23 protein-coding genes and 1 pseudogene are annotated in these 25,259 nt (G+C 58.8%); 15 read left to right on the top strand and 9 right to left on the bottom strand.

Features of this window, described 5'->3' with window-relative positions:
• Position 1: 1 nt before the first annotated feature.
• Positions 2 to 304, bottom strand: coding sequence for a DUF1883 domain-containing protein (locus tag ACVW0Y_RS18535; protein WP_457440270.1), 303 nt, complete (start codon positions 302 to 304; stop codon positions 2 to 4).
• Positions 305 to 432: 128 nt separating this feature from the next.
• Here ACVW0Y_RS18535 and ACVW0Y_RS18530 point away from each other — a divergent pair, with 128 nt between their 5' ends.
• Positions 433 to 654, top strand: a complete 222-nt coding sequence (locus ACVW0Y_RS18530) for a DUF2970 domain-containing protein (RefSeq protein ID WP_457440268.1) — start codon at positions 433 to 435, stop codon at positions 652 to 654.
• Positions 655 to 663: 9 nt separating this feature from the next.
• Here ACVW0Y_RS18530 and ACVW0Y_RS18525 read toward each other — a convergent pair whose 3' ends face one another.
• Together ACVW0Y_RS18525 and ACVW0Y_RS18520 are read right to left on the bottom strand one after the other, a co-directional pair.
• Positions 664 to 1,758, bottom strand: coding sequence for an ABC transporter substrate-binding protein (locus tag ACVW0Y_RS18525; protein WP_457440266.1), 1,095 nt, complete (start codon positions 1,756 to 1,758; stop codon positions 664 to 666).
• 123 nt (positions 1,759 to 1,881) lie between these two features.
• Positions 1,882 to 2,016 (bottom strand): hypothetical protein, encoded by a 135-nt coding sequence (locus tag ACVW0Y_RS18520; RefSeq protein WP_457440264.1) that lies wholly within the window; start codon positions 2,014 to 2,016, stop codon positions 1,882 to 1,884.
• 339 nt (positions 2,017 to 2,355) lie between these two features.
• Here ACVW0Y_RS18520 and ACVW0Y_RS18515 point away from each other — a divergent pair, with 339 nt between their 5' ends.
• From ACVW0Y_RS18515 to ACVW0Y_RS18500, 4 genes are all read left to right on the top strand, one after another.
• Positions 2,356 to 4,014, top strand: coding sequence for a nitrite/sulfite reductase (locus ACVW0Y_RS18515; protein ID WP_457440263.1), 1,659 nt, complete (start codon positions 2,356 to 2,358; stop codon positions 4,012 to 4,014).
• Positions 3,998 to 4,495 carry a DUF934 domain-containing protein gene (locus ACVW0Y_RS18510; RefSeq protein ID WP_457440261.1) on the top strand — a complete coding sequence of 166 codons (498 nt, stop codon included), beginning with the start codon at positions 3,998 to 4,000 and terminating at the stop codon, positions 4,493 to 4,495. Before ACVW0Y_RS18515 ends, ACVW0Y_RS18510 begins: the two co-directional genes overlap by 17 nt.
• A gap of 208 nt (positions 4,496 to 4,703) precedes the next feature.
• A complete protein-coding gene (locus tag ACVW0Y_RS18505; protein WP_457440259.1) occupies positions 4,704 to 5,567 on the top strand; it encodes a hypothetical protein in 864 nt (287 codons plus the stop codon).
• A 306-nt stretch (positions 5,568 to 5,873) separates the two neighbouring features.
• Positions 5,874 to 6,719, top strand: coding sequence for a hypothetical protein (locus ACVW0Y_RS18500; protein ID WP_457440258.1), 846 nt, complete (start codon positions 5,874 to 5,876; stop codon positions 6,717 to 6,719).
• Positions 6,720 to 6,747: 28 nt separating this feature from the next.
• On the opposite strand, the gene ACVW0Y_RS18495 is transcribed toward ACVW0Y_RS18500, so the two are convergent.
• A complete protein-coding gene (locus ACVW0Y_RS18495; protein WP_457440256.1) occupies positions 6,748 to 7,326 on the bottom strand; it encodes a TetR/AcrR family transcriptional regulator in 579 nt (192 codons plus the stop codon).
• Between the two features lie 127 nt (positions 7,327 to 7,453).
• On the opposite strand from ACVW0Y_RS18495, the gene ACVW0Y_RS18490 reads away from it, so the two are divergent.
• On the top strand, positions 7,454 to 7,891 hold the full coding sequence (locus ACVW0Y_RS18490) for a hotdog fold domain-containing protein (protein WP_457440254.1): 438 nt from the start codon (positions 7,454 to 7,456) through the stop codon (positions 7,889 to 7,891).
• A 147-nt stretch (positions 7,892 to 8,038) separates the two neighbouring features.
• On the opposite strand, the gene ACVW0Y_RS18485 is transcribed toward ACVW0Y_RS18490, so the two are convergent.
• Positions 8,039 to 9,025, bottom strand: a complete 987-nt coding sequence (locus tag ACVW0Y_RS18485; RefSeq protein WP_457440252.1) for a YhdH/YhfP family quinone oxidoreductase — start codon at positions 9,023 to 9,025, stop codon at positions 8,039 to 8,041.
• A gap of 41 nt (positions 9,026 to 9,066) precedes the next feature.
• Positions 9,067 to 10,086 carry a protease SohB gene (gene sohB, locus ACVW0Y_RS18480; protein ID WP_457440250.1) on the bottom strand — a complete coding sequence of 340 codons (1,020 nt, stop codon included), beginning with the start codon at positions 10,084 to 10,086 and terminating at the stop codon, positions 9,067 to 9,069.
• A gap of 245 nt (positions 10,087 to 10,331) precedes the next feature.
• On the opposite strand from sohB, the gene ACVW0Y_RS18475 reads away from it, so the two are divergent.
• The 5 genes from ACVW0Y_RS18475 (at position 10,332) to ACVW0Y_RS18455 (ending at position 14,843) form a co-directional block, all read left to right on the top strand.
• Positions 10,332 to 11,042, top strand: coding sequence for a histidine phosphatase family protein (locus tag ACVW0Y_RS18475; RefSeq protein ID WP_457440248.1), 711 nt, complete (start codon positions 10,332 to 10,334; stop codon positions 11,040 to 11,042).
• 63 nt (positions 11,043 to 11,105) lie between these two features.
• Positions 11,106 to 11,420 (top strand): SCP2 sterol-binding domain-containing protein, encoded by a 315-nt coding sequence (locus ACVW0Y_RS18470; protein ID WP_108094371.1) that lies wholly within the window; start codon positions 11,106 to 11,108, stop codon positions 11,418 to 11,420.
• Between the two features lie 208 nt (positions 11,421 to 11,628).
• Positions 11,629 to 12,696, top strand: coding sequence for a phosphotransferase family protein (locus ACVW0Y_RS18465; protein ID WP_457440246.1), 1,068 nt, complete (start codon positions 11,629 to 11,631; stop codon positions 12,694 to 12,696).
• Between the two features lie 73 nt (positions 12,697 to 12,769).
• Positions 12,770 to 13,537, top strand: a complete 768-nt coding sequence (locus tag ACVW0Y_RS18460) for an SDR family oxidoreductase (RefSeq protein WP_108094369.1) — start codon at positions 12,770 to 12,772, stop codon at positions 13,535 to 13,537.
• 283 nt (positions 13,538 to 13,820) lie between these two features.
• Positions 13,821 to 14,843, top strand: a complete 1,023-nt coding sequence (locus ACVW0Y_RS18455; RefSeq protein ID WP_457440244.1) for a rhomboid family intramembrane serine protease — start codon at positions 13,821 to 13,823, stop codon at positions 14,841 to 14,843.
• Between the two features lie 364 nt (positions 14,844 to 15,207).
• On the opposite strand, the gene ACVW0Y_RS18450 is transcribed toward ACVW0Y_RS18455, so the two are convergent.
• The 3 genes from ACVW0Y_RS18450 to ACVW0Y_RS18440 all read right to left on the bottom strand — a co-directional run bounded on the left by ACVW0Y_RS18450 (position 15,208) and on the right by ACVW0Y_RS18440 (position 21,008).
• The gene (locus tag ACVW0Y_RS18450; RefSeq protein WP_457440242.1) at positions 15,208 to 15,495 is read right to left on the bottom strand and encodes a hypothetical protein; all 288 of its coding nucleotides are present in this window, start codon (positions 15,493 to 15,495) and stop codon (positions 15,208 to 15,210) included.
• Positions 15,470 to 18,190, bottom strand: coding sequence for a DUF637 domain-containing protein (locus ACVW0Y_RS18445; RefSeq protein ID WP_457440379.1), 2,721 nt, complete (start codon positions 18,188 to 18,190; stop codon positions 15,470 to 15,472). Before ACVW0Y_RS18445 ends, ACVW0Y_RS18450 begins: the two co-directional genes overlap by 26 nt.
• A 79-nt stretch (positions 18,191 to 18,269) precedes the next feature.
• Positions 18,270 to 21,008: a filamentous hemagglutinin N-terminal domain-containing protein gene (locus tag ACVW0Y_RS18440; RefSeq protein ID WP_457440240.1), complete on the bottom strand. Its 2,739-nt coding sequence runs from the start codon at positions 21,006 to 21,008 to the stop codon at positions 18,270 to 18,272.
• A gap of 337 nt (positions 21,009 to 21,345) precedes the next feature.
• On the opposite strand from ACVW0Y_RS18440, the gene ACVW0Y_RS18435 reads away from it, so the two are divergent.
• The 4 genes and pseudogenes from ACVW0Y_RS18435 (at position 21,346) to ACVW0Y_RS18420 (ending at position 24,959) form a co-directional block, all read left to right on the top strand.
• Positions 21,346 to 22,524 carry a tetratricopeptide repeat protein gene (locus ACVW0Y_RS18435; RefSeq protein ID WP_457440238.1) on the top strand — a complete coding sequence of 393 codons (1,179 nt, stop codon included), beginning with the start codon at positions 21,346 to 21,348 and terminating at the stop codon, positions 22,522 to 22,524.
• A gap of 67 nt (positions 22,525 to 22,591) precedes the next feature.
• The gene (locus ACVW0Y_RS18430; protein ID WP_457440236.1) at positions 22,592 to 23,713 is read left to right on the top strand and encodes a polysaccharide deacetylase family protein; all 1,122 of its coding nucleotides are present in this window, start codon (positions 22,592 to 22,594) and stop codon (positions 23,711 to 23,713) included.
• Between the two features lie 141 nt (positions 23,714 to 23,854).
• Positions 23,855 to 23,935, top strand: a pseudogene (locus ACVW0Y_RS18425) (IS3 family transposase); the annotation flags it as partial.
• 400 nt (positions 23,936 to 24,335) lie between these two features.
• Positions 24,336 to 24,959 carry a hypothetical protein gene (locus ACVW0Y_RS18420; RefSeq protein WP_457440234.1) on the top strand — a complete coding sequence of 208 codons (624 nt, stop codon included), beginning with the start codon at positions 24,336 to 24,338 and terminating at the stop codon, positions 24,957 to 24,959.
• Positions 24,960 to 25,259: the final 300 nt, after the last annotated feature.

Genomic DNA, 25,259 nt, shown 5'->3' with positions numbered 1-25,259 from the left:
TTCAGCGCAACTGCGACGGCGATTTGCGCACGATCTTGATCGAGTGGGTCAGCGTCGGTTTACGGGTAACGCTGATGGCCTTGCGGCTCACGGTGTCGATGGTGATATTCCAGAAACCGCTGCTGGGTACGACGATCTTGGCCGGGAAATCTACGAACGCGCCGCCGTGATAGGTGTGGCGGCCACCATTCTTGAAACTGCGAAAGTTCGCGTCGTTCATCAGGCGGATATTGCAGGCTTGCGAGCACTGAATCACAACGATGTCGTCTTCATTGAGGTGTTCGCGCTGGTGGATGTATTTCATAAAAACTCCGCACGGCGTTGCAAGAACGAGCGTATTGGCAAAAAGGAAGGCACCTAGTATGGCTGAGGCCGGGCCCGGTGGCGATCTTCGGCTATGGTTGCTGCATGGGATGCAACCAGGAGCGCGCTATGGACGACTCTAACAACAACGATCAGCCCCCTACCCTCTGGCAAGTACTGCACAGCGTGATGGCCGCCGCCTTCGGTGTGCAAAGCGGCAAAAACCGCGCCCGCGATTTCCGTCATGGCAAACCCAGCCAGTTCATCTTTATCGGCCTGCTGTTCACCGGATTGTTTGTGGTGGTGCTGTTTGCGCTGGTGAAACTGGTGCTGCATCTGGCCGGCATCTGAACGGCCGACTCAGTCGATGAGCGGCCGCAGGGAGAAGTTGTACTCGCGCAGCTTGGACTGCTTCTGCAGCAGATAACGGCGGAAATCCAGACCATAGTTGTCCTTGCCCACCACCCGCTTGGCCAGATGCGCCGCCTGCTGTTCATCGAGGCTGACGTAGATTGGCAAGGTACGGTCCTTACCGCCGCGCTTGGCGAAATCCAGCCCCTTGTCGTAGTCATGCAACATCACCAGCGCCCAGCCGCCAAGGGTGAACTGGCCGCTGACCAGCACCTCGATACGCCCGTCGATCTTGGCTTGCAGCGCTTCAGCGCTGGAATTGATGGTGGCGAAATGCATGTCCTGGCCAGGCACATGCCCCAGTTCCTGCGCCGCCTGCATGGCACCGAAGGCCATTTCATCGCTGGCCGCCCAGACCATATTGATGTTGGGATACCGCGGAAATAGCGTGCGCGCCTGGTCATACGAGCGCTGCCGCTGCCAGGCACCATAGGTCATCGCATGCAGGCGCACGTCGGGGTTTTCTGCCAGGGCTTTTTTCAGCCCTTGTTCGCGTTGCTGACTGGAGGGGGTTTGCTTCACGCCGCTGAACGCGAGCATTTCCAACGGCTGCTCGGGATGTGATTCGCGGGCGTGCTTGATCAAGCCCGTCGCCAACATATAGCCGGCATCCACATCGTTGGGCACCAGGCTGCCGATCCAGTTGGGATAGGTTTCGCGGCTTCCGCCAATGACGCGCTGCTGGTCGGTGGTCAAGGTGTTGCTAACGGCAAACAGCTTTACCCCCGAGTGCTTGGCCAGACGCAGGATTTCCGGGGCGGCATATTGTTCGTTGATAAACAGCAGATAGTCGGGCTTCTGATTGCCCTGCAGCACGGTACGGGCCTGCGCCAGCATCAGCTCGCGGTCACGCTGAGAGTCGAGCACGCGCAACTGCATGCCCAGATCGCTGGCAGCGGCCTGCATGAACTTGACATAGCCATCCCAGAACTCCTCACCGGTCTTGCCCGGGTTGAGAAGCACCACGCTAGCTGCATTGACGCAATTCCATGCGAGTAAACCCACTACCGCGACTACGGTGCGCAATGACCCCTTCAACTTCATGCACTCACGCTCGAAACAGCCGCGCAGTATACGCAGAAGCGTACTGGCAATCTGTCACCATCTGTCAGCGAATGCTTACAAGAAACGCCGCCTTTTTACCCAAAAAGCGGCGTGGAGACACCTTTACTGGTGGCTGACCCAGAACACCGCCGTGGACACTGCCAGGGCAATCAGAATAAGGATCGCCCAGGCGTCGACAACGCTGTCGCGGTTGTTATCGGTTGCAGAGTCGGTACTGGAATGGGAATGGTCGGTCATGGCTGCCCCTGTTGTTGTGCTTATGGGATGGTCCGATGTGCAGTTAAGACCACCCTGGGCGAGCCGACAAATACCGCCGTCTGACGGCCCCGGTAGGAGCGGCCTGCGCCGCGATGCTTTTTTATCTTTAGGGTATCGCGGCTGAAGCCGCTCCTCCGGAGGGTGTCGGCCAAACAAGAATGACTTATAGCGGGCGGTTCTTATGAACATAAGTTTCGTTCATATACTAAAACATCACTTTTGCGCATAAACCTGAACTGGTATCTTCCCCCGGCTCCGCGAGGAGTGCGCGGCCGTGCGCGCTGATTTGGCAGTAAGCAGCCTGAAAACAGGACCCGTATGTACGTCTACGACAGTTACGATCAAGACATCATCGAGAGCCGCGTCAAGCAGTTCCGTGATCAGACCCGCCGCTATCTGGCTGGCGAACTTTCTGGCGAAGAATTTCGCCCGTTGCGCCTGCAGAATGGTCTCTATATCCAACGTTTCGCGCCCATGCTGCGTGTGGCCGTGCCCTATGGCCTGATGTCCTCGGCGCAAGTGCGCATGATGGCCAAGATCGCCCGTGACTACGACAAAGGCTATGCGCACATCAGTACCCGCCAGAACGTGCAGTTCAACTGGCCGGAACTGGAAGACGTACCGGAAATTCTCGCCGAGCTGGCCACCGTGCAAATGCACGCCATTCAGACCAGCGGCAACTGCATTCGCAACACCACCACCGACCAGTTCGCTGGCGTGGCCAAAGACGAAATTGTCGACCCACGCCCCTGGTGCGAAATCATTCGCCAGTGGTCGACCTTCCACCCCGAGTTCTCGCACTTGCCGCGCAAGTTCAAGATCGCCGTCAACGGTGCCGTGAGCGACCGTGCCGCCATCGAAGTGCACGACATCGGCCTGGAAGCGGTGAACAACGAAGCCGGCGAGCTGGGCTTCCGCGTTTCCGTCGGCGGCGGCCTCGGCCGTACCCCGATCGTCGGCAGCTTTATCAATGAATTCCTGCCGTGGCAGCACCTGATCAGCTACCTCGACGCCATTCTGCGTGTGTACAACCGTTATGGCCGTCGCGATAACAAGTACAAGGCGCGCATCAAGATTCTGGTCAAGGCGCTGACCCCTGAAGTGTTCTCCCAGCGTGTAGACGCCGAGTGGGCGCATCTGAAGGATGGCCCGACCACCCTCACCGAAGCCGAAGTGGCGCGCGTTGCCGCGCACTTTATCGACCCGAGCTACAAAGCCCTGGAAGACCAAGCTGCGGCGCTGGCCGCCCTGCGCACCGAGCACGCCGGTTTTGATCGCTGGGCCAGCCGCAACGTGTTTGCCCATAAGAAGCCCGGTTACGCCGCCGTCACCCTGTCGCTGAAGCCGACCGGCGTGGCCCCAGGCGATGTCACCGACAAGCAGCTGGACGCCATCGCCGACCTGGCCGATCGCTACAGCTTCGGCGAAGTGCGCAATAGCCATAACCAGAACATCATTCTCGCCGACGTAGAGCAAAGCCAGCTGTTCACCCTGTGGGGCGAGCTGCGCGAACTGGGCTTTGCCACCCCGAACGTGGGCCTGTTGACCGACATCATCTGCTGCCCGGGCGGCGATTTCTGCTCCCTGGCCAACGCCAAGTCGATTCCGATTGCCGAAGCCATCCAGCGCCGTTTCGACGACCTGGATTACCTGTTCGATATCGGCAATATCGACCTGAATATCTCCGGCTGCATGAACGCCTGTGGCCACCACCACGTCGGCCATATCGGCATTCTCGGTGTGGACAAGAAAGGCCAGGAGTTCTATCAGGTTTCCCTGGGCGGCAGCGCCGGTCGCGACGCCAGCCTGGCGCAGATCCTCGGCCCGTCGTTCGCCGAGAAAGACATGGCGGATGTGGTCAGCAAAATCATCAACGTCTACGTGGAAAGCCGTACCGACGAAGAAAGCTTCCTCGATACCTTCCGCCGTGTCGGCATCGACCCGTTCAAGGAGCGCGTATATGCAGCGAATCATTAAGAACGGTCAGCTGGTCGACGAGACCTGGCACCTGCTGCCTAAGGACGCGACCCTGGAAGGCGTGTCCAACTGCGACGACCTGATCGTACCGCTGGGCCTCTACGTGGAACACAGCAGCGCCCTGAAAGCCCGTGATGGCGGCCTGGGCGTATGGCTGGAAGCCGGTGAAGAAATCGAAGAAATCGCAGGCGAGCTGGACAACTTCCAAGTGATCGCCCTGAACTTCCCCGCCTTCACCGACGGCCGCCACTCCTCCACCGCTTACATGCTGCGCACCCGCTATGGCTACAAAGGCGAAATACGCGCCATCGGCGACGTGTTGCGTGACCAGCTGTGGGCCCTGCAGCGCGTGGGCTTCGATGCCTTTGCCCTGCGCGAAGACAAAGACCCGGAAGATGCACTGAAAGCCTTCAGCGAGTTCGACGAGGTGTACCAGGCTTCTGCTGACCAGCCGCAACCGCTGTTCCGCCGCCGCGCCTAAGCGTACGCAGGCAATAAATAGCCCCGCCATATGCGGGGCTTTTTATTGCCTGCGGCCCAGCGGGCTTCGGACGTGCCTCTAGCGCATCAAGGCCTCCAGCCACGCCATCGCCGCACCGTGCTACAGCCCTTGCGGAAGCATCTACTTCTGGTGCCGAGGGACATTGCAACACCATCGCAAACACCCTTTGCACGATGGGATCCTGGCGATGGCCACTCAACCTTGCACCTACAGATTTTCACTCTGGCTCTTCGCCCTGAGCACCCTTGTCTTGCTCGCAAGCAACCCGCTACAGGCTCAGCCTGCAAGCGATAAACCGAAGCGAGTTTTCCGCGTTGAAGCGCAGCCCCCGGAAGTCATGTTCAAAGACGGGATCATCAGCGATGGCAACGTATTCTTCCTGCTCGACCATGTGTTAGGGCGCACCTGCAACGACGATGCGGCGCGGCGCTCGGCCTGGATAAGCACAACCAGTGACAGAGTGCAGGCCGAACAGTTTTTGCTTAGACAGCTGGAGCGTGAACACGCCACTCAAACCAGCCCCGTTCCAGCCCAGGCCTGGCTGTATGAAATCCGTACGGACCACTCCTACGTACAGGTAGAAAGTGTCTTGCGACAGGTTATTCAAGCGGGCCGGAACAACCGGAACGGCTACAGCGCCGCCAACGCCGAGGCGCTAGAACACCTGCTGAGCAACACCTACATCCGCTCCCGAGCCGAGGTATTAACCAATTACATTAGGCCCCGCAGGATTATCAGTGCCCAACGTGCTACCTATGCGCCCGACGCCCCAGCAGGTCAACGACTGGTGTGGAGCGAGGCATCTTCCAATGCCAACTTTCAAGAGCCCACGGAGGAAATGGACAACCTGATCGATGATCTGCATAACTTCGTGCCATTAGACAGCCCTGATTTTGCTAACTTCGCCACCCGCGGCAGCAGATCGTGCTTCCAGACCTGCGATGGCGCTTCGACCGGCCACCGCTTCAAACGCAGCCTAACCGCGCCCTCGCTGAGCTACTGCCCAATAGAACCCAGCGATGCCGAAGTCTTTATAGGCAGCGAAGAGTAAAACTACCCGGCAAACCCAACCGCGCTCTCCGCCGCGCCTAAGCGTACGCAGGCAATAAAAAGCCCCGCCATGTGCGGGGCTTTTTATTGCCTGGATATTGCCTTTTTCCTTCACCCAGCTCGGCGCTGGGAATGCCTTGCCGCTTGGATTACCGCAGTACTTTGCAGAACCGACTGCTTTTGCCGCTTGGGTCATCGCGTCAGCCTCAAGTCTCGTCATAACGTGAAAGGGAACGACACCATGCTTGCCTCGCCATATCGCATTGCCTTGCCGAAAACCGCTGCTACTGCCAGGGAGCCATAAGTCATGTTGAGAATTTCGCAGCGACTCCCCTACCTGAGCCTACTGGTGTTACTGGCAAGTGCCCCGGCATTGCAGGCTCAACCAACCACCCCGGCGACCGGGAGACTCGTCTACCGCATCGATGCCAATCCGCCCGAGGACGTTTTTGCCGAGGGCATCACCAGCAGCACCTCCGGAGGGACGCCATCCAACTACACCATACTGGACCATGCCCTCGGGTTGCTCTGCTGGCCCAATCAGCGGTCGCCCTGGATCAGCACAACCCTCAGCGGAGCCAGGGTAAACGAATTTCTAGCCAGCCAAATCCCGCCTCCTAACTCCCCCGCCATTCAGGCCTGGGTTTATACCATTCAGGCCGACGACTCTTACCTGGAAGTGTTGACCGTGCTGCAACAGGTTATTCGGGCTGGCCGGAACAGCCTCTACGGCTATGGGCCCCAGCATGCGCAAGTGCTACAAAACATTCTGGAGAGGACCACTATCCGGGACCAGACTGAAGTGCTCACCTTGCACATAGCCCCCACGCGGATTATTTCCGCCGCTCCCGTTCAAATTCAGCCAAATCAGCGACCGGTGTGGGGCACGGCCAGACCCAATCCAAACTTTCAAACATTCACGCCGGATGGCACCAGCCATCTGCCCACCCTAGCCCAAACCGTACCGCCCGACAGCCCTGTCTTCGCCCCCACCACCCTTGCAGTAGCCGCTAACTTTACCTGCTTCCAAACCTGCGACGGTGCCACGGTGAGCCATCGAATAAAACGCAGCACCGAGCAACCAGCCAACCTCAACCAGTGCCGAGCGGAGCCAAATCACGCCCAGGCGCTTATCGGCAGTGAAGATGATTGAATACGCGTCCAGCTAAATAGCGTTCGGTTCAGGCCCGAACGCTTTCCCAGGCTATCTGCGCCAAAAGGTCTCGGCAGTCGACAAACTCGGTTTGCGCCCTGCCCGCCAGCCAATTACGGGCAAAATCATGGGTCGGGCCGATGATCACCGAGGCGAAACAATCCGCCGGCATCTCGCGGAACAAGCCCTGCTCGCGATAGTCGGCCAGCGCTTCGAATATCCGCGCGAAGTGTTCGCGGTTGGCCTCCTTCAACTGATCACCCATCTCCCCCGCCTCCACCCGCCCGCGGCTATGCAACACAAACCGCGCCCAATCCGGGTTGGCGGTCACCCAATCGATATAACTGGTGACCAGCAACTTCACGCAATCCTTGGCGCTTTTCGCCTCAGCGAAGCCTTGCTCCAGCATCGCCGCGTATTCGCCGGTGCCGGCCAGATACAGCGCGCCGATGATGCGTTCCTTGTTGCCGAAATGGTGGTACAGGCTGCCGATACTGGCTCCGGAACGGTCGCGGATCATCTCGATGGTGGTGGCATCCACACCGATCTCCGTGAACAGCGCCAGAGCAGCTTGCAGGATGTCGTCTTTGCGCGAGGGGCGAGCCATGGAGGTACGGTCTCTGGTCGGAGGTCGAAGCAAACTAGAATATTTTTCTAGAATTAATTTCTAATGCTGGTAATACTGACTCGGCGCGCACAGCTGTTCAACCAGAAAATCACCTTCAGGAGTTGCCATGAGCCAGATGATGCAGATGTTTCAACAAGCCGGCGCCGCCCAGTTCAGCGGCATGATCGGCCAGGTCGCGCCCTACTTCGCCAGCATCGCCCCACAGTTTGTCGAGCTACGCCCGGGTTACGCGGAAGTCACCTTCGCCAAACGCCGCGAGGTGCTTAACCATATCGGCACTGTGCATGCGATTGCCCTGTGCAACTCGGCGGAGCTGGTGGCAGGCACCATGACCGATGTGTCGATTCCAGCCGGTTGCCGCTGGATTCCCAAGGGCATGACCGTGGAATACCTGGCCAAAGCCGACGGCGACGTCCGCACCGTGGCCGATGGCGGCGCGGTGGATTGGAATGCGCTGGGGGATGTGAAGGTGCCGGTGATGGCGTATGTCGGGGATAAAGCGGTGTTTCGGGCCGAGATCACCATGTATGTGAGCAAGGCTTAACCGCGCAATCATCTATTGCTTTGAGATTCTGGATGCCCGCCTTCGCGGGAATGACGGTGTACCTATAAAACACTCCGTCATCCCCGCGCAGGCGGGGATCCAGAATCGCCAAGGAGAAGAAGATGGGTAAAGCGGACACCCCTAGGGTCAACCCAGATTCAGCAACACCCGCCCAACCATCTTCCCAGCCAGAATGCGCTTCAAGGCTTCCGGCAGTTGCTGCAAGCTCACCTCTTCCACCAGCGGCTCGAGGTCCAGCTTCCATTGCAGCGACAGGCGATCCCACATGGCGGCCTTAACGAACATCGGCAGTTCTACCGAGTCCACGCCCAGCAGGTTTACGCCGCGCAGGATAAAGGGCATCACACTGCCCTTGAAGCCGACGCCTGCCGTCAGCCCGCAGCAGGCCACGCTGCCGCCGTACTGTAGGGCCTTGACCACGTTGAACAGAATGTCGCCACCGACGGTATCCACCGCGCCGGCCCATTGCTCCTTAAGCATCGCCTTCTCGGCACCCGCTTGCAGCTCTTCGCGGCTGACGATCTGGCTGGCACCGAGGCCTTTGAGAAAATCAGCCTGTTCCGCCTTGCCGGTGGACGCCGCCACCCTGTAGCCCAAACGTTTCAGCAACACTACGGCGACACTGCCCACACCGCCCGTGGCACCGGTCACCAGCACCGTGCCGCTATCGGGGCTCAGGCCGGCCTGTTCGAGCTTGTCGACGCACAGCGCCGCAGTCAGCCCAGCGGTGCCCAGCACCATCGCCTCACGCAGCGACAGCCCCTGCGGGCGCTTGATCGCCCAGGCTGCCGGTATACGGATGTATTGGCCGAAACCACCAGCGGTGTTCATGCCCAGGTCGTAGCCGGTGACTATCACTTCATCGCCCGCCGCAAACTCGCTGACGCTGGACTGCTCCACCACGCCGGCAGCATCGATGCCGGGGGTGTGCGGGTAATTTTTGGTGACGCCACGGTTGCCGCTGGCGGACAGGGCATCCTTGTAGTTGAGCGACGAGTAGTGCACACGAATCAGCAACTCGCCGGCTGGAAGGTCCGCGGTATCTCGCTCGATTACCTGCGGCTCGAACACGCCAGCCACTTCACTGACCTGTAGTGCGTTGAATTTGCTCATATCGCTCTCCTGCGTTCAGCTCTTGTCAGTTGCCAGCCGGATTACCAGAAACGTTGCTGCTGCAAACGGCTCAGCCAGTTCAGCAGCAAGCGGTCCACGGACAGGCTGGCCGCCAGGCCAACCCGCTCCGGCAGGCTTTTCTTGTGCGCATAGTGCAGTTGGAACACGTCTGCGGTTTTCGCCTTGGTGGCGATGTATTCGTCGCTGGTCATCAGTTCATCCACCAGCTTCTTGCCCAGCGCAGCCTGACCCAGCCAGACCTCACCGGTGGCAATTTCGTCCATCTGCAGCTGCGGTCGGTAGCTGGCGACGAAGTCCTTGAACAGCTCGTGGGTGATTTCCAGATCCTGCTGAAACTTCTCCCGGCCCTTTTCGGTGTTCTCGCCAAACACCGTCAACGTGCGTTTGTATTCACCGGCAGTCAGCACTTCAAAATCGATTTCGTGCTTCTTCAGCAGGCGGTGCACGTTGGGCAACTGCGCCACCACGCCGATGGAGCCGAGAATGGCGAACGGCGCGGAAATAATCTTTTCGCCAATGCAGGCCATCATATAGCCGCCGCTGGCCGCCACCTTGTCCACGCATACCGTCAGCGGCACGCCCGCCTGGCGAATGCGCGCCAGTTGCGACGAGGCCAGGCCATAACTGTGGACCATGCCGCCGCCACTCTCCAGGCGCAGCACCACTTCATCCTTGGCCGTGGCCAGGCTCAGCAACGCCGTCACTTCATGGCGCAGGGCATCGGTGGCCGAGGCTTTGATATCGCCATCGAAATCCAGCACAAACACCCGCGCTTTGTCCGAGGGCTTCTTTTTCTCCAGCTTGTCGGCCTTGGCCTGCGCCTTGTGCAGGGCCTTGAGTTGCTCCTTGGTCGACAGCGCGCCTTGCAGCCGCTCGTGCAGGGCCTTGTAGAAGTCGTTAAGTTTATGGACCTCCAATTGGCCCGTGCGTTTACGTCCTTTGCCACGCAACACGGCAATCGTCAGCAACACCACCAGAATGGCCACCAACACAGTGAATGTCTTGGCCAGAAAGCCAGCGTAATCGGCTAGAAACTCCACGCGTTTTCCCTCGAGATGGCAGATTGGTGCCCGGCACCGGGCGGCAGGTAAGGGGCCCAAGCATACCGACGCAGCCAGTGCCCGACCAGCGGAGCAGACCGCCTAATCGTTACCAAGCTGCACGCCTGCGCCGCGTTATAGAGCGCGGTGATATGGATTCAAACAAGCGTATGTTTTTTCGTTGACAGGGCCCCACCTATCCTCATACCCTCGCGAAACTTTCACCGTAGCGGGATGACGCTCACGTGGGCAGCATTTACATGATTCGCCATGGCCAGGCCTCCTTCGGTGCCGACGATTACGACGTGCTTTCCGAGCGCGGCGTGCGGCAAGCCGAAATCCTCGGTCAGCATCTGGCGCAACTCGATGTGCGCTTCGACCGAGCCGTCGCCGGTAGCCTGCTGCGTCAACAGCACACCGGTAAATCCGCCCTCGCCCAACTCCAGGCTGCTGGCATCGCCACGCCGGAATTGGAAACCGATGAAGCCTTCAACGAATTCGACGCCGACGCGGTGATCCGTGCCCTGCTGCCGGATCTACTGCCCGAAGAGCCCCACGCCCTCGACATCCTGCGCAACGCCGCCAACAACCGTGGCGAGTTCCAGCGCCTGTTCGCCCTGCTGATCGGCCGCTGGATTTCCGGCGAGCACCCCAAGCCGGGCCTGCAAAGCTGGAAGGAGTTCGTCGAGCAGGTGGAAGGCGGCCTGGCGCGCATTCTCGAGCGCGCTTCCGGCAAAGACAGCGTCGCGGTCTTTACCTCAGGCGGCACCATTACCGCCATGCTGCATCTTATTACTGCAATACCGGCGGCTCAGGCTTTCGAACTGAACTGGCAAATCGTCAACACCTCGCTCAACCGCTTCAAGTTCCGCGGTCGCGAGGTGGCACTGGCTTCCTTCAACAGTCACGCGCATTTGGAACTGTTGAAGGCGCCGGAACTCATCACTTTCCGCTGAGTTCCGGTCTACTGTGGCCCGCAAGGCCGCGCGTAACCGAAGAAAACTATAAAGGATCGAATCATGACCACAGTTGCTGACATCGCTCAAACCATGAAATCCAAGTTCAACCCTGCCGCTGCTGCCGGCCTGGACCTGGTATTCGGCTTCAAAATCGAAGACGGCGAAGACTTCTACCTCACCGTTAAAGACGGCACCGTCGACCTGGCCACCGGCGAATCGGCCAACGCCAACGTCACCCTGATCATGAACACCGAAACCCTGGCCGGCATCACCTCCGGTGAAACCGACGGCATGCAAGCGTTCATGGGCGGCAAACTGCGCGCCGAAGGCGACATGATGCTGGCCATGAAACTGGGCGAACTGTTCCCGGTTTAAGGCATTTAGCGTCTACGCTTGAACAGAAACCGGAGTCTTTGGACTCCGGTTTTTTTTCGTCTACGAGGTTTCAAACGCGGCTAATCAGGCCTGCTGATTATCCAAAAACACGCTCACCAATAAGGGCCCGCGCGGCTTGTGAGGCCTCGGCCGCGGCATTAGATTAGCCAATAATCTAGGGCCCTCATTATAAGTAGAAGGGATAAGTATGGCGCTTACCGACCAGTCCACCCGAATCCGTAATGGCGAAGAACTCGATGCCGCCGTTATCGACCCGTACCTCAAGGCACACATCCCCGGCCTGACTGGCACGCCGACCATCAGCCAGTTCCCCGGCGGTGCCTCGAACCTCACCTACCTGCTGCAGTACCCCGAACAAGAGTTCGTGCTGCGTCGTCCGCCGTTTGGCCACAAAGCCAAATCCGCCCACGACATGGGCCGCGAATTCCGCATTCTCAACCAGCTTAAAGACGGCTTCCCTTACTGCCCGAAAGCCTACGTACACTGCACCGACGAAAGCGTGCTGGGTGCCGAGTTCTACGTCATGGAACGGGTCAACGGCATCATCCTGCGCACCGATATGCCCGCTGAAATGAACTTCAGCGCCGAGCAAACCCGCGAACTGTGCAAAAATTTCGTCGACAAATTCGTTGAACTGCACCAGGTCGATTACAACGCCTGCGGCCTCGGCGACCTCGGCAAGCCCGAAGGTTACGTGGAACGCCAGATCGGCGGCTGGACCGACCGCTACGAAAAAGCCATGACCCCCGACGCCCCGACCTGGGACGTGGCCAAAGCCTGGCTGCGGGAAAAAATGCCCGCCGACCACCACAAGCCGGCCATCGTGCACAACGACTACCGCCTGGACAACGTGATCCTCAACCCGAACAACCCCACGCAGATCATCGGCGTGCTGGACTGGGAACTGACCACCATCGGCGACCCGCTGATGGACCTGGGCAACACCCTCGCCTACTGGATCGACGCCGGCGACAGCGCCCCCATGCAGATGATGCGTCGCCAGCCAAGCAACGCCCCGGGCATGTTCACCCGCCAGGAATTCGCCGACTACTACGGCGAGCGCTCCGGCATCGAAGTGAAGAACCTCGACTTCTACTACACCTACGGCCTGTTCCGCCTGGCCGGCATCGTGCAGCAGATCTACTACCGCTACTTCCATGGCCAGACCCAGGACAAACGCTTCGCCTCGTTCATTCAACTGAACAAGCTGCTGGAGCATGCGAGCCTGCAGGTCATCAACAAATCCACGCTGTAATTCGCCTCGCCGCTCGCCGCCCTGCCTGTTAACGCGGCGGCGGGCTTAGCCAACCCACCATCAGGGGAACCCCATGTCCAAAACCAACCTGTTCGACCTCGACGGCAAAGTCGCTTTCGTTTCCGGTGCCAGCCGCGGTATCGGTGAAGCCATCGCCAAACTCCTGGCCCAGCAAGGTGCCCACGTCATCGTCTCGAGCCGCAAAATCGAAGGCTGCCAGGCAGTTGCCGACGCCATCATCGCCGACGGCGGCAAAGCCACCGCCATCGCCTGCCATATCGGCGAAATGGAACAGATCCAAAACGTCTTCGCCCAGATCCGCGAACAATTCGGCCAACTGGATATTCTGGTCAACAATGCCGCTACCAACCCACAGTTCTGCAACGTACTGGACACCGACCTGTCGGCCTTCCAGAAAACCGTCGACGTGAACATCCGCGGCTACTTCTTTATGTCCATCGAAGCCGGCAAGCTGATGCGCGAAAAAGGCAAAGGCAGCATCATCAACGTTGCCTCCATCAACGGCGTATCCCCTGGCGTGTTCCAGGGCATTTACTCCGTTACCAAAGCTGCGGTCATCAACATGACCAAAGTCTTCGCCAAGGAATGCGCCCAATTCGGCATCCGCTGCAACGCCCTGCTGCCGGGCCTCACCGACACCAAATTCGCCTCGGCCCTGGTGAAAAACGACGCCATCCTCAACACCGCCCTGCAGCAAATCCCGCTAAAGCGCGTAGCCGACCCAAGCGAAATGGCCGGTACCGTGCTGTACCTGGCGAGCGACGCTTCCAGCTACACCACCGGTGTGGCGCTGAACGTCGACGGCGGCTTCCTTTCGTAAGAGCAAGCCCGGCGCACAGGAAAGAGACCTTCGGGTCTCTTTTTTATTGGGTCATAAACAAGCCCAGCCTTGCAGCTCTTTGTGGCAGGGGCTTCAGCCGCGAGCTTTTGTTTGCCCACGATATTCTGGATCTCCGCGTTCGCGAGGAAGCGGCACGTTTTGTGCTAAAAATTCGGACATTCACTAGTTGATCCCAACCCCACTCGCGAAAACCAGATCAACTAATAAATCCGCCATCTTCTTGGGCCATGCTCTTGGCGCGGATCTATCTACTGGGAAAACCATGTCCGAATTCACCTGGCGCAATATCTCGCTTCTGCCCGCTAATCAGGGCACAGGCTGGGGCATATATAAAAGCGGCGTTTATCAAGAAGTCACTGCGGATGATGCCAAACAACGCGTATTGAAGTGGCTTCCGGGGCTACCGGTATTGTTTGGAGCCCCTGGGACGCCTAACTTACTGCCGCCCACTGAAATTTTGCAATTAAGAAAGAAAGCCATGCTTGCACTGCGCAAGCACTATATAAACGCGACCACCGCCACGGTGGGTTGCGCCCTGCCCTTTCTCGCCATTTATTTTCTACACCCACATAGCGCGTCGATTTATTTCGGTTTAGCGCTGCTGAGTCTCTGGTGCGTTGTATCGTTCGATTACCTTTATATTCTTCGACACCACCAGTCGGTTACCGAGCGCGCCCTGTTTTATTATTGGCTGCGAACCAACCCCAACGTTCGCTGGGCTGCACTCTACTCCACAGTCTTTATGGTGACTCTGGGCGCTACACAGCTTTTATTACAAGGCGGCAGCGGAAACTCCATTGCATTTGACCGATTGGGCGCGATGTATAAATCGCTTGAGCAAGGGCAGTATTGGCGATTATTAACGGGCCCTTATTTGCATTACACGCTCATCCATTTTATGAGCAATCTTTTCCAGCTGGTGATAATGGCCGCCGCTGCTGCCGGAATAATTGGCCGCCGCGCGATCTTTATCTTTATTCTGGGTAATTTATTGGCCGGGTGGGCGCAATGGGTCTTCGGGCCGCAACTGCTGGGTAGCTTTGGCGGAGTGTCTGGGGGCGTGTATGCGCTTTATGGGGTTCTGATTGGCGCAGGTATCAAATATAGAGACCTATTCCCCAGGGGATTGCTCACTTACTTCGTGGCAGTAGGCATTCTCGGTGTGTTGAGCACTGATTTAGTATCAAAAACGGCGGCTAGCATTGCACATTACACTGGCTTCAGCTTTGGGTTGGTATGCGGATTTGTGATCAGGCTTTCGCCTAGAATATTTGCCGATAGCTGAAATGTGAGCTTGGTTACTTAGAAAACCTGGCCGCCCCTTATTCCTCAAATGAGAACAACGGGCAACTCGATATCGCCCCCCCTCAACGTATGCCAAAGTTAAGGATATTAAGTTTTCACTAACAGAACTGTCTCCTTTTCCCACTGAGCCGCCCCGCGCCTCCAACGCACGATCGCCCTGGCACGCAACGGCTTGTGCTCCGCGTCGAAAAACGCCTGTTGCCACCACAAGCGCGTCCATGGATGCACGAATTCCCTAGCAAAAAGAGGACAGATTTATTATTCAACTCTAAATTAGAGCAACTTAATAGTCTGCCCCCTTTTTCCGATCGCTAAATTAACCACCTACCCCAACACATTTTTTACTACAAAATTAAAGTTACAGGTAATTGAATATCCCTCCCCTCAATATAATCCCAAGAAATAGCAATCAGTCTTTTGCTAACCGCACCATCTCGCGGCATAAGTGACATCATGAAATTGTCAAGCTCATCACTATATCCAATTGCTCGAATTTTTGAGCTACCACGTACTTCTCCTGCAAATCGACGCTCGACTCCATTAACTGAGAAAACATAAATAATCTCGCCAGATGCAGCCGACCAGGAAATCGACTTAAGCAAAACGCTACTCTTTATAAACGGAGTATCCATTCCACACCTCCTTAAATTTCTCCACACTCATCTTATATTGAGTTCCGGCGTAAGGGTCTTTGATTACTACTCGACCGACATCATCTAACCCATTAACAACAACCCAATGACCTACTCTCCCTGCTGGACTCCACATCATCGCGCTCCAGGAGCCCGTTTTATTTAACGCATTAAAGCTGGATACATCGAGCGGACTACCTACCCAGCCAGGATCAAATCTATTCAATTTGTTCGCTAACGTGGTCATTGAAGTTAGCTCTGTACCCAATTCAACTTGGGATACTAATATCCCGCGATCCTTAAGTAGCATTTCACCGCACGCGGCACCACAAGCAGTAGAGGTAGATTGTTTTACTACGCTGGGATGTACGACTTCATCTAAAGCATTCCAACCTCCACCTGTTCCTGCCTTGACGTCGTCTAGTACACCACTAATTTGCTTGTTAACCGCGGCAACGCCACCGCCAACCAACAGACCTCCTACCGCCCCCGACTCCTTCAGAAACTCCTTAAACCAAAGGTTCTGTCCCAACTGCCAATCATGAAAATTGCTGTCGCTGAAGTCCTGAAGGATGTCCCGCTCCGTCTGGCTCAGGTCGCTGTTCTTGATGAACCCGTCCAGGGCATCGCTGCCATTGCGAATGTCATCCAGTTGCTTGGAGCAGCCGCTTTCCTGAGCCTGGCGACAGACGTTCAAGGCGAGGTTGGTTTTTTGGTTGCTGATGTCTTCGAATCGTTTAACCGTGTCGGCACGGCACTGGGCAGGGTCGGCGTTATCGCGGCAACCAACTAGCGCCTGGGCGAGTTCCTCAACTTCCTTGTGGTTCAAGTAGTTGTAACTCGTCGCACTCTTGGCGATATCCGCGCCCATCTGCGCATCGCCGTCGGTGAGCCCCGCTGCGGCAATACCCACGATCTGCGAGGCGGCCACCAGCAGTTCCGGGTTGCTGGCCACCAGGCCGTCGAGCTGTTTGATCAGCAGTTCATTGGCACCGGCCGCGGCTGCTCCGGTGGCGAATTCGTTGCCGGCGGCTTTGCTGAGCAGGCCGCCCACCAGGGCATGCAGGGCGATTTTTTGTGGGCTGCCGTCAGCCCATTTACCCTGGCTGTAGTCGCCTACGGCGTTAAAGGCGACGGCTTGAAGCACGCCTTGCAGTTGGCTGGTCAGGGCGCTTTGCAGGTTGTCGCTAAGGCTGCCGCCCTTGATGGCGGTGCCTACGCCGGCTTGCACAAGGGCGGTGGCGGCGGCGTGTTGGGTCATGCCGCCGACGCCACTGAGGGTGCTGAGGTCGAAGCCTTGGATGGTGCCGTTGCTGGGGTCGGTGTTTACCTTGAGGGCGGGGTCGATTACCCCGGCGATGATTCCGGCAGTCACGCCGGCGACAACGTAGTTCTTCAGGTTGTCGGCGGAGGTGACGTCTTTGAGGGTTTTGCCGAGGTTGCCCTTGTTGTTGATGGCGCTGACGGCAGCGGTGCTGGCTGCAGAGGTGATAGCGGCAGTGGCGGCAATATTTCCCGCCCCTGCTGCCGCGCCGGCGGTGGCCGCTGCCATCGTGGAGCCGGCTCCCGTAGAGAACGCAGCGCCTAGAGCGGCACTTGCCGCGCCAGTGGTCAGTACGGTGACGACGATGGCAATGATCAGCGCCGCGCCACCCCCCAGGCCGGAGCTTTGGTAGTCCCAGGAGTCGTGAATCTCCTTCACCCGCCGCCAATCCACATCCCCCCGCTGTTGCGCTGCCTTGAGCCAGGCCAGATTCGGGTCCGCCGCCACCATGGCGTCGATGGTCTGGCTGACGCTTTGCCGGTCGATCTGCTGGATGTCGATATGCACGCCATTGACGGCGCGGATGATGGTTTCGCCGTTGGCGATCAGCTCGCTCTGGCGCAGGCGTTCGTCGCTGCTGCCTTGGCCTTTGGCGCTGTTCCAGGCCCAGTCGCTTTTGCTGCGTTGGTGGCTTTCTTGCTCGAGGTCTTTTACGGCTTCGAAGTTGATGGCACCGCCGCTGTCGAGGGTCAGGGCGGCACCGCTTTGCAGGCTGGCTTTTTGGTAGTGCTGGTCGCCTTTGCTGACCAGGCTCAGGTCGCCGCCGGTGACGATGGTTGTGCCCACATTGCGGACGCTGGTGGTCTCGTCTTTGCGGGTTTGCTTGGCACCCAGGCTGCCTGTGCTTTTCTTGTCGTAGAGGGCGTGGTCGCTGTCTTCGGCGCTCAAGAGGGCGAGCTGCTCGCCGGCGTAGAAGTAGGCTTCGTTGCCGGCTTTGAGCTGGCTGGCGCTGACAACAAGGTTATTGCCGGCGTCCATATCGAGGTCGCCAGCGGCTTCGATTACGGCGCTTTGCTGGCGCACGCTGCTGCGTTGGGCGGTGACTTTTTTGCCGGCGCTTTTGCGGTAGCTGTCGCTGCTGCTCTGGTTGGCGGCGGAAGCGATGCTGAGGTCTTGGGCGGCGGAGAGTTGGATATCGCCTGCGGCTTTTACCGTGCTGGCGATTACGCTCAGGTCGCGGCCGGCTTGGGCTTTCAGGTTGCCGCCGATCTCGAGAGTGCTGCCGTGCTGGATCGTTTGCTCGCGGTTGGCGTGGCCTTTGCGGTCTTGGTGGGCGGCGCTGTCGGTTTCCGTCTGGCTGGTGATGACCAGGTCACGACCGGCGCTCAGATCGGCGTCAGCGCCGGCTTTCAGGTTGCCGCCCTGGTTGATCAGGTCACGACCGGCCGACAGGGTCAGGCGGTTGCTGGCTTCAATGCCGGCCGCACTGTCGACGAAGGTATCGCGGCGTTCAAAGCCTGGTTTGGCGGACTGGTGGGTGGTAAGGCTGCGTTCGTTGACGATATCGCCGGCCAGGGCAATGGCGCTGACGTCTTTGCCGACGATCAGGCCGCCCTGGGTGTTGCGGAGGCTGTCGGTGGCCAGCAGCGACAGCTGATCGCCGGCCTGTATCAGCCCGCTGTTGCGGATGGTTTGCGCGCTGACGCCAAGGCTGTTGCTGGCCCGCAAGGTGCCGCTGTTGGTAAGCGAGCTGCCGGAAATCAGGTTGAGGTCTTGGCCCTGAACCAATGCCCCCCGTGGGCGCCAACCGATCCCTGGCCTGAGCCAGGTACAGCACCGGCACCAAGACCTTCTGGCCGGCAACCTCCTGCTCCTGCATCCACACGATGTCGTGGGTGAGCGCCGCCACTTGCTCAGCCGTCAGCGCGATACCCGGCACCAGGTTAAGCGCCTGTTTGCTGGCGATGGCGTTGTCCATCAGGTAGCGAAACTGGGCTTCGTCGGAGCTCAGGCCGTCGAGAAAGCGTTTGCCCGTTCTGGCGACTACGGCCTGCTGGATCAGCCGTTGTTCGTAGAGGCCGTCGCCGAGGCGGCGCTGGGTGAGGTCCTGGTTGTAGCCGACGATAGTGAGCAGGTAGTCGGAGCTGAGAAAGCCGCGCAGGCTGGCGAAGGCCGGGGTGGTTTCCACCAGGTAGGGATGGCTGCCGTCGGTGTTGAGTTGAAATAAACCGTTGTTGCCAGTGGGCAGGTTGAAGCCCGGAAGACTGGGTAAATGACTGAGATCGGGGGCCATCTGGGGGTTATGACTGATGGCGGTGGCAATGCTGGAACCAGCGAGATCCGTGGTGCCCAGACTGCCACCGGCGACGTAGGCATAGGTGGGGCGCACGACGCTGCTGTCGAAGCCGTTTTTAGTGGTGATATCAACCTTGCCGCCCGCCTGAATAATCGCGCTGTAGGTCGCTGCGTCGGCGTTGATCGCGGTGCTGGTGCGGAACTGCGGCTGTTCCCACTCCATGTCGCCGAGGAAGGTATTTAGCGCCGCGACCAGGCCAAGGGGGTCGTTGGTTTGCGGCCAGTACAACGCGTTAAAGGCGTTTGCAGCAGTCCGCAACGGCTCGGCATTACGGGTGCGGGCGCTGGTAAAAATTCGCCTGGTTTCGAACTCGCCAGGCTGAATTCCAGTGTTCTGCAGGGCGTCGACCTTGATGCTCAGATCGCCTGCGGCACTGATGGCGCTGGCGTGGTTAAGCAGGCTTTCGCCCAACAATTCAAGGTTGCCGCCCGCGGTGATAAACGAGGCGGCACTGGCGGCGGTGACTAATAGCCGGTCCCGCTCGATGATCTGCCAAACCTGGTTTTCCTTGCTGCCATCGCAGTCACCCGCGCCATAGCTTGCGCTGCAGGGCAGTTCGGTAATCTGCGCGGCGTATTTTTCCTGGCGGGTGCTCAGCACATCGCGCTGGTTGCTGATGCGCCGGGCCTGGATCTTCAGATTGCCGGCGCTTTCGATAACGCCTGAGCGGTTGTCGAGCTGGTCCGTGGCGGCAATAACCAGATCACCCAGGCTGTATACGTCGCCGCGCTGGTTGCTGAAGCTATCGACCTTCAGGGTCATGCCCTGGCCGCTGAAGATCAGGCCGCCCTGGTTAACTAGACCAGGCACCTCCAGGTTCACGGTGCCGGCACCGCCCAAGGTGCCGTGATTGGTTAACGTGGCGGCGCTGATCGACATAGCAGCAGCGCTGGTCAGGCTGTTGGCGACGGTAACCGCGCCGCCGGCAAGCACCTGCACAGCCCCGTCGGCATGGGCCCTGTCGGTGAATTCAATCTGCTCGCCGCTGGCCCGCAACGCGCCGGCGCTAACCACCCGCGCCAGGGTCAATTGGCCCTTGGCATCGATATGGATATCGCCACCGCTGGCGGCCATATCGGCGGCGAGCTTGACCCCCACCCCCGCCTCGGTGCCGACCAGGCGGATGGCCCCGGCGTACATGCCGCCAAGCGCTGAGCTGTCGATGGACACCCCGGGGCGGGCTCGACCGTCATCGGCCTTGGCGGTCGCCGCCAGGCTCGCGGCATCCACGCTATTGCGGCCGGTGATGATATTCAGCTGCTGGGCATACAGCGCCGCATTGAGTTTGGCGCTGCGGGTGATCAGGTCGAACTGGCTGATGGTGGCGGCGTTAAGGCCCGCCCCCTCGATCACGATCTGCCCGCCATCCACATCGAATTGGCGCAGCTGGCCCGCGACGATGACTGGAGCCCCAGTACTTAGCGTCACCCGCGGCGTATTGATAAAGCCGCAACCGTCGCAGCTGATGCCATGGGGGTTGGCCAGCACCACCTGGGCACCCTGCCCGGCCACCTCGGTGTAACCCTTGAGCAGGCTCTGGTTGCCACCGGTGACTTCGTTGAGGATCAGCGTGGCCGCCTGGCCGGCCAGATTGCTATTGCCGAGAATCACCCCGCCCAGCTGAGTTTGATTGAACGCCGCCGTGCCGTTGTTAAGGATCAGCCCCTGCGGCCCGACGTTGTAATCAGTGAATTTGTTATGCGAAAGGCCACTGCCGTTGGGCGTGGCGATAGTGACGATGGGCACGCCATTGGCGGCCTGGGTAATGGCAGTGTTGCTACCGGCAGCGGTATCAACGGCCAGCTCGGCAGCACTGCTCAGCAGAGGGTTAAGAAACAGCACCCCCATCAGCAGGCGAGCGATGCAGCGGAAAAAACCACTGTGCACATCCATGTCGGCGTCTCGTTTGCAGCGTGGCGAGGCTGCAAAACTTACGGACTAGCCGGGTGACTGGCTGCAAGACCGTGCCGAGACATCGATGGAAAGGTGAATTGACTTGCCGGGAAATGAATACTGCAGGGCGCTTATCTCGCCTACAGGGTGAAGACTTGTAGGCAACCGCTACACCCGGTGCAGAGTGAACCGTAGCGCATTGAAGAAGGTGTGAATGCCTGCACTTTTATATCCGCGCGCGCCCATGTCGGCCGCTTATAGCTTCAGCTATAGTGGCGCGCGCTTTGAGCCGTATAGCGCTCAGTAGCTGAGTCCCCCCCACGACAAGGAGGTCGCAATGCGTGCGTCCCTATTCCGTTTTACCTCCAGCCTTCTACTTAGCTCGGTGGCCATTCTGGCCCAGGCCGAGCAAGTGCCGATTGAAGTGCTGAGCGCAGTGGTTAAAAACCAGAAAATTGCCGATGCACAGGTGCTGCTGCAAAAGAACGGTGCCCAAACGGTGGTCGGCACCACCAATGCGCAGGGCCAGGTTCAGCTAACCAGCGACTTCGCCGATGACGGCGACAGCCTGCTGATCATCAAGAAAGACGGCTACTCCAACCTCGTCACCAAATGCCCTTGCAAGGGCCTGACCTACGCGATCAGCCCGGTGATGCAGAGCCTCGACGGTATGCGCGTGGTACTCACATGGGGACAAACACCAGCGGACCTGGACTCACACATTGCCTACCCAGGTAACCACGTCTACTTCGACAGTAAAAAAGGCCTGGATGCCAACCTCGACGTAGACGACACCAACAGCTTCGGCCCGGAAACCATCACCCTGGAGAAGAAACGCTTCGGCGAGACGTATGTGTATGCCGTGCATGACTTCACCCACAGTGGAGATCCACAATCCAGAGGCCTGACCAACAGCCAAGCCAAGGTGTTTGTCTATGTCGGTCAATCCTTGGTACGCACCTACTACGTGCCAACGAACAAGCCAGGCAACCTCTGGACAGTGTTTCGCATTACGGGCGCTGGTGAGTTTCAAGACATCAACAGTTTTGACGGGGTGAATGAGGAGAGCTCTGCACTGGGCCACCTGCTGCAACCGCTGGAAAACGACGCCCAGGTCGTTAACACCCAAACGGTCAGCCCCGCCGCTCAAGACTCGGCCAAAGCCCTGAACGTCAAAGGCGAAGCGGCTTATCACGCCAATAACCTGGACCAGGCCATCGACTTCTTCCGTCAGGCGATTGAGCTCAACGGCACCTACGGTCAGGCGTACAGCAACCTCGGCCTGGCGTATCAGAAGTCCGGGCGCACGGCTGAAGCCATCTGGGCAAACCGCAAGGCCATTGCCCTGGCCACTGGCACATCGGCACCCACCGTGCGGGCCAGCTCGTACTACAACATCGCGCGCATCTATGAAGCCGCCGGCCAAACCGACGACGCCCTGGCCCAATACCGGCTGGCCAAGGAGCAAAAGGCCAACCCGGTGTACGACAAAGCCATCGAACGCCTTAGCAAGTAAGCATCGGTTAAATCAGTGAATTACACGGCGCGCCTTTTCAGGCGCGTTGTTGTTTCAGGAGCACAGCATGACGGTTCGATTTTTACTCTTGGCAGTCGGCCTGCTGGCGACCAGCGCATATGCCGCCGGGCCGCAGAGCATGGCCACGATGGACAGGGCCGGCTGGCCCGAGCAGTTGAACAGCTCGGCAGCCTTCGACACCGCCTCGCGAGCAGAAATATTAATGTTCGCCAAAACCTTGCTGGCCAGTGAAAGCATCGCCGAACCAGCCCTCAAAGAGCAGTTAGGGGTGAAGCAGGTCAACCTGGCTTCGCTGGAAACAGTGCGCCAGCGCTTTTGGGCGCGACTGTTGGAAAACTACCTGCGGGCAAAGGTCAGTTGCACCGAGGCCGCAGCGTTTTGCCCTGCCATCACCGATCAGGGCTCGTTGCGTCAGCAGGCGAGCCAATTCATCGTTGCACCGCAGTTCGCTGCATGGGCAACTGCCAGCGCAACGTTTCATCGCAGCTACCTGAACGAGCAATTGCGCCTGGCGGCCTTGTTTCCGGCCATCAGCAGTGAAATTTCAGTGTTCTCAGACCTTGAGCGCACGGGCGACGAAATGGCAGATCGGCAGTTTTTGCTGACCTTCGACGACGGCCCCACCGTCAAGGCGGGCAATAGCGAACGGTTGATGGCCGCACTGGCAGAGCAGAAGCTCAGCGCCATCTTCTACGTGCTGGGCAGCAACTTTCAGGCGCGCCTTCAACACAGTTCGCCGGAAACGCTGCAGCGCTTATATGCCGGCCAATGTGTAGGGCTGCATGGCTGGGAACATAAATCCCACGGACAGTGGGCCGAGTGGCAGAACTCGGTGACGCGCACCCAGGCCTTGGTTCAACAAACGTTACCGGACAACTACGTGGGCTGGTTCCGGCCGCCCTATGCTCAGCGTCGGCCCGATAGCGGTGACTTCTTCAAGCAACAGGCGCTGCAGGTGGGGCTCTGGAATATCGACTCGCAAGACTGGAGCAGTAAAGTCAGCACCGATGCCGCCGGCCAACGCGTGCTCACGTTGATGCTGTTGTGGCGCCGTGGCGTGATTCTGTTCCACGACATCCACAGCAAGGCACCGGTGGCGGTGCCGTGGTTGGTGCAGGCCACGCAGGGCAGTGGCGTGAGTTGGCAAGCTTGCCGGGACTATCGCTAGCAAAAGGCACACGCTGATCGCGGCGAAGTCGCCCGTAGGGCTTCGCTACGCTCAACCTGGGTTCCCGCCTGGGCGAGAACGACCACGTTTGATGGGGCTCAGCGTCGCCCCCGCGCAGACGGGGTCAGTTCAAAATGAACTCACCATCACAATCACGACCGCATCAAACTCAAACTAAAAGGCCTGAGCCCGGTGCAATACCGGACTCAGGCCTTCGGTGCCTGGCTCAAACTGTCCAACTTTGCGCGGTCAGTTCACTCGGGGCTCTTTTTTATTGGCCGCGATAAACGCCCGCCGTTGGGCTTCGCTGCGCTCAACACAACCTACGCCCCCCATTTCGCGTGTTGTCTGTGTAGGAGCCAGCTCGCTGGCGAACCCTGCAACCCTCAATCCACCGCCATGCACAGTCGCCCCCCTCTCCCGCTTGCGGGAGAGGGCTGGGGAGAGGGCAGCGATATCACCCCACCACCCCGCTCAAATTCCAGGCTGCGGGAACCCCAAAATCTCCCGGCCCTGACCCTAGCTAACCCCACCACCCCAATGGCAGTATCAGCCCACTCAAAGACAAGGAAGTCAGCACGCGCACAACCGGCGCACTGGCAGCCCAACGGAAAGGAACTCCATGAAAACCGCCCTCGCAATACTCTGCGCTTTATTCGCCCTACCCCTATCGGCCGCCCCCTTCTCCGAGATCGACTGTACTCATGCGGAAGCACCGCGTGAGCCCACCAAACTGACCTACAAATACGACAAAGAACAACTGAAGTCCCTCAGCTATAAAGCCACCGTCTACGGGCACGGAAAAAACGGCCGAGTATCCGAAGTCATCTCACAGACGCCCAACGTCGCACTGAGAGTCGGAGAGAACTGGCTGGCAGGAAGCAACAGAGGGGAATGGGGCGGTGAGCTTATGCTCATACCGCCGAAAGGCGACGCGCAGCAGATACTCAAAGGCAATATTCGCGACTTATACAAAACCAGCAACGGAATCATTGTGGTGTCCGGGCTTAGCCACATGATGTCCAGCGTTGGAGAGGTGTTCCTGATAAAAGAAACCGGCGCTTCTGTGGACTATTCCATTCTGTTCGGCTTGGACGCCGCCCCCGAGGACGAATGGATGACAGAGACTGGCGAGGTATTCATAACAACCTACTACGGCACCTCCATCATAAGAACCGATGGCACCCTACAACGCGTGCTGTGCAAGGGACATGAGTATTCCAAACACAAAGACCTGAATTTGTAGTCCTGAAAAAGACATAGACGACGCAGGTAGTCAGCCTAACGGTCTACGTAAGCTCAAACGCCGTATAGCCGCTCGGACTACTTTGTCAGCCGCACCATTCTGGATCCCCGCCTTCGCGGGGATGACGGTGGGTGCTGGGGGAATGCCGTCATTCCGCGTAGTCGGACCGCTGCGAATGCGGAAATCCACAAGCCGCCTGGTGCGCACAGCACACCCTTGTATCTCGACTCCTCCTCGAAAGAGGAGATAGTCTCCGACTGATCATCGGGGGAGGGTTTTGAAAGCCGGGCACACCCTTAG

The organism is Pseudomonas sp. TE3786 (genome assembly GCF_054057335.1).
Note: the sequence above shows the minus strand (reverse complement) of the source record. Positions and strands in the feature narration are given on the sequence as shown.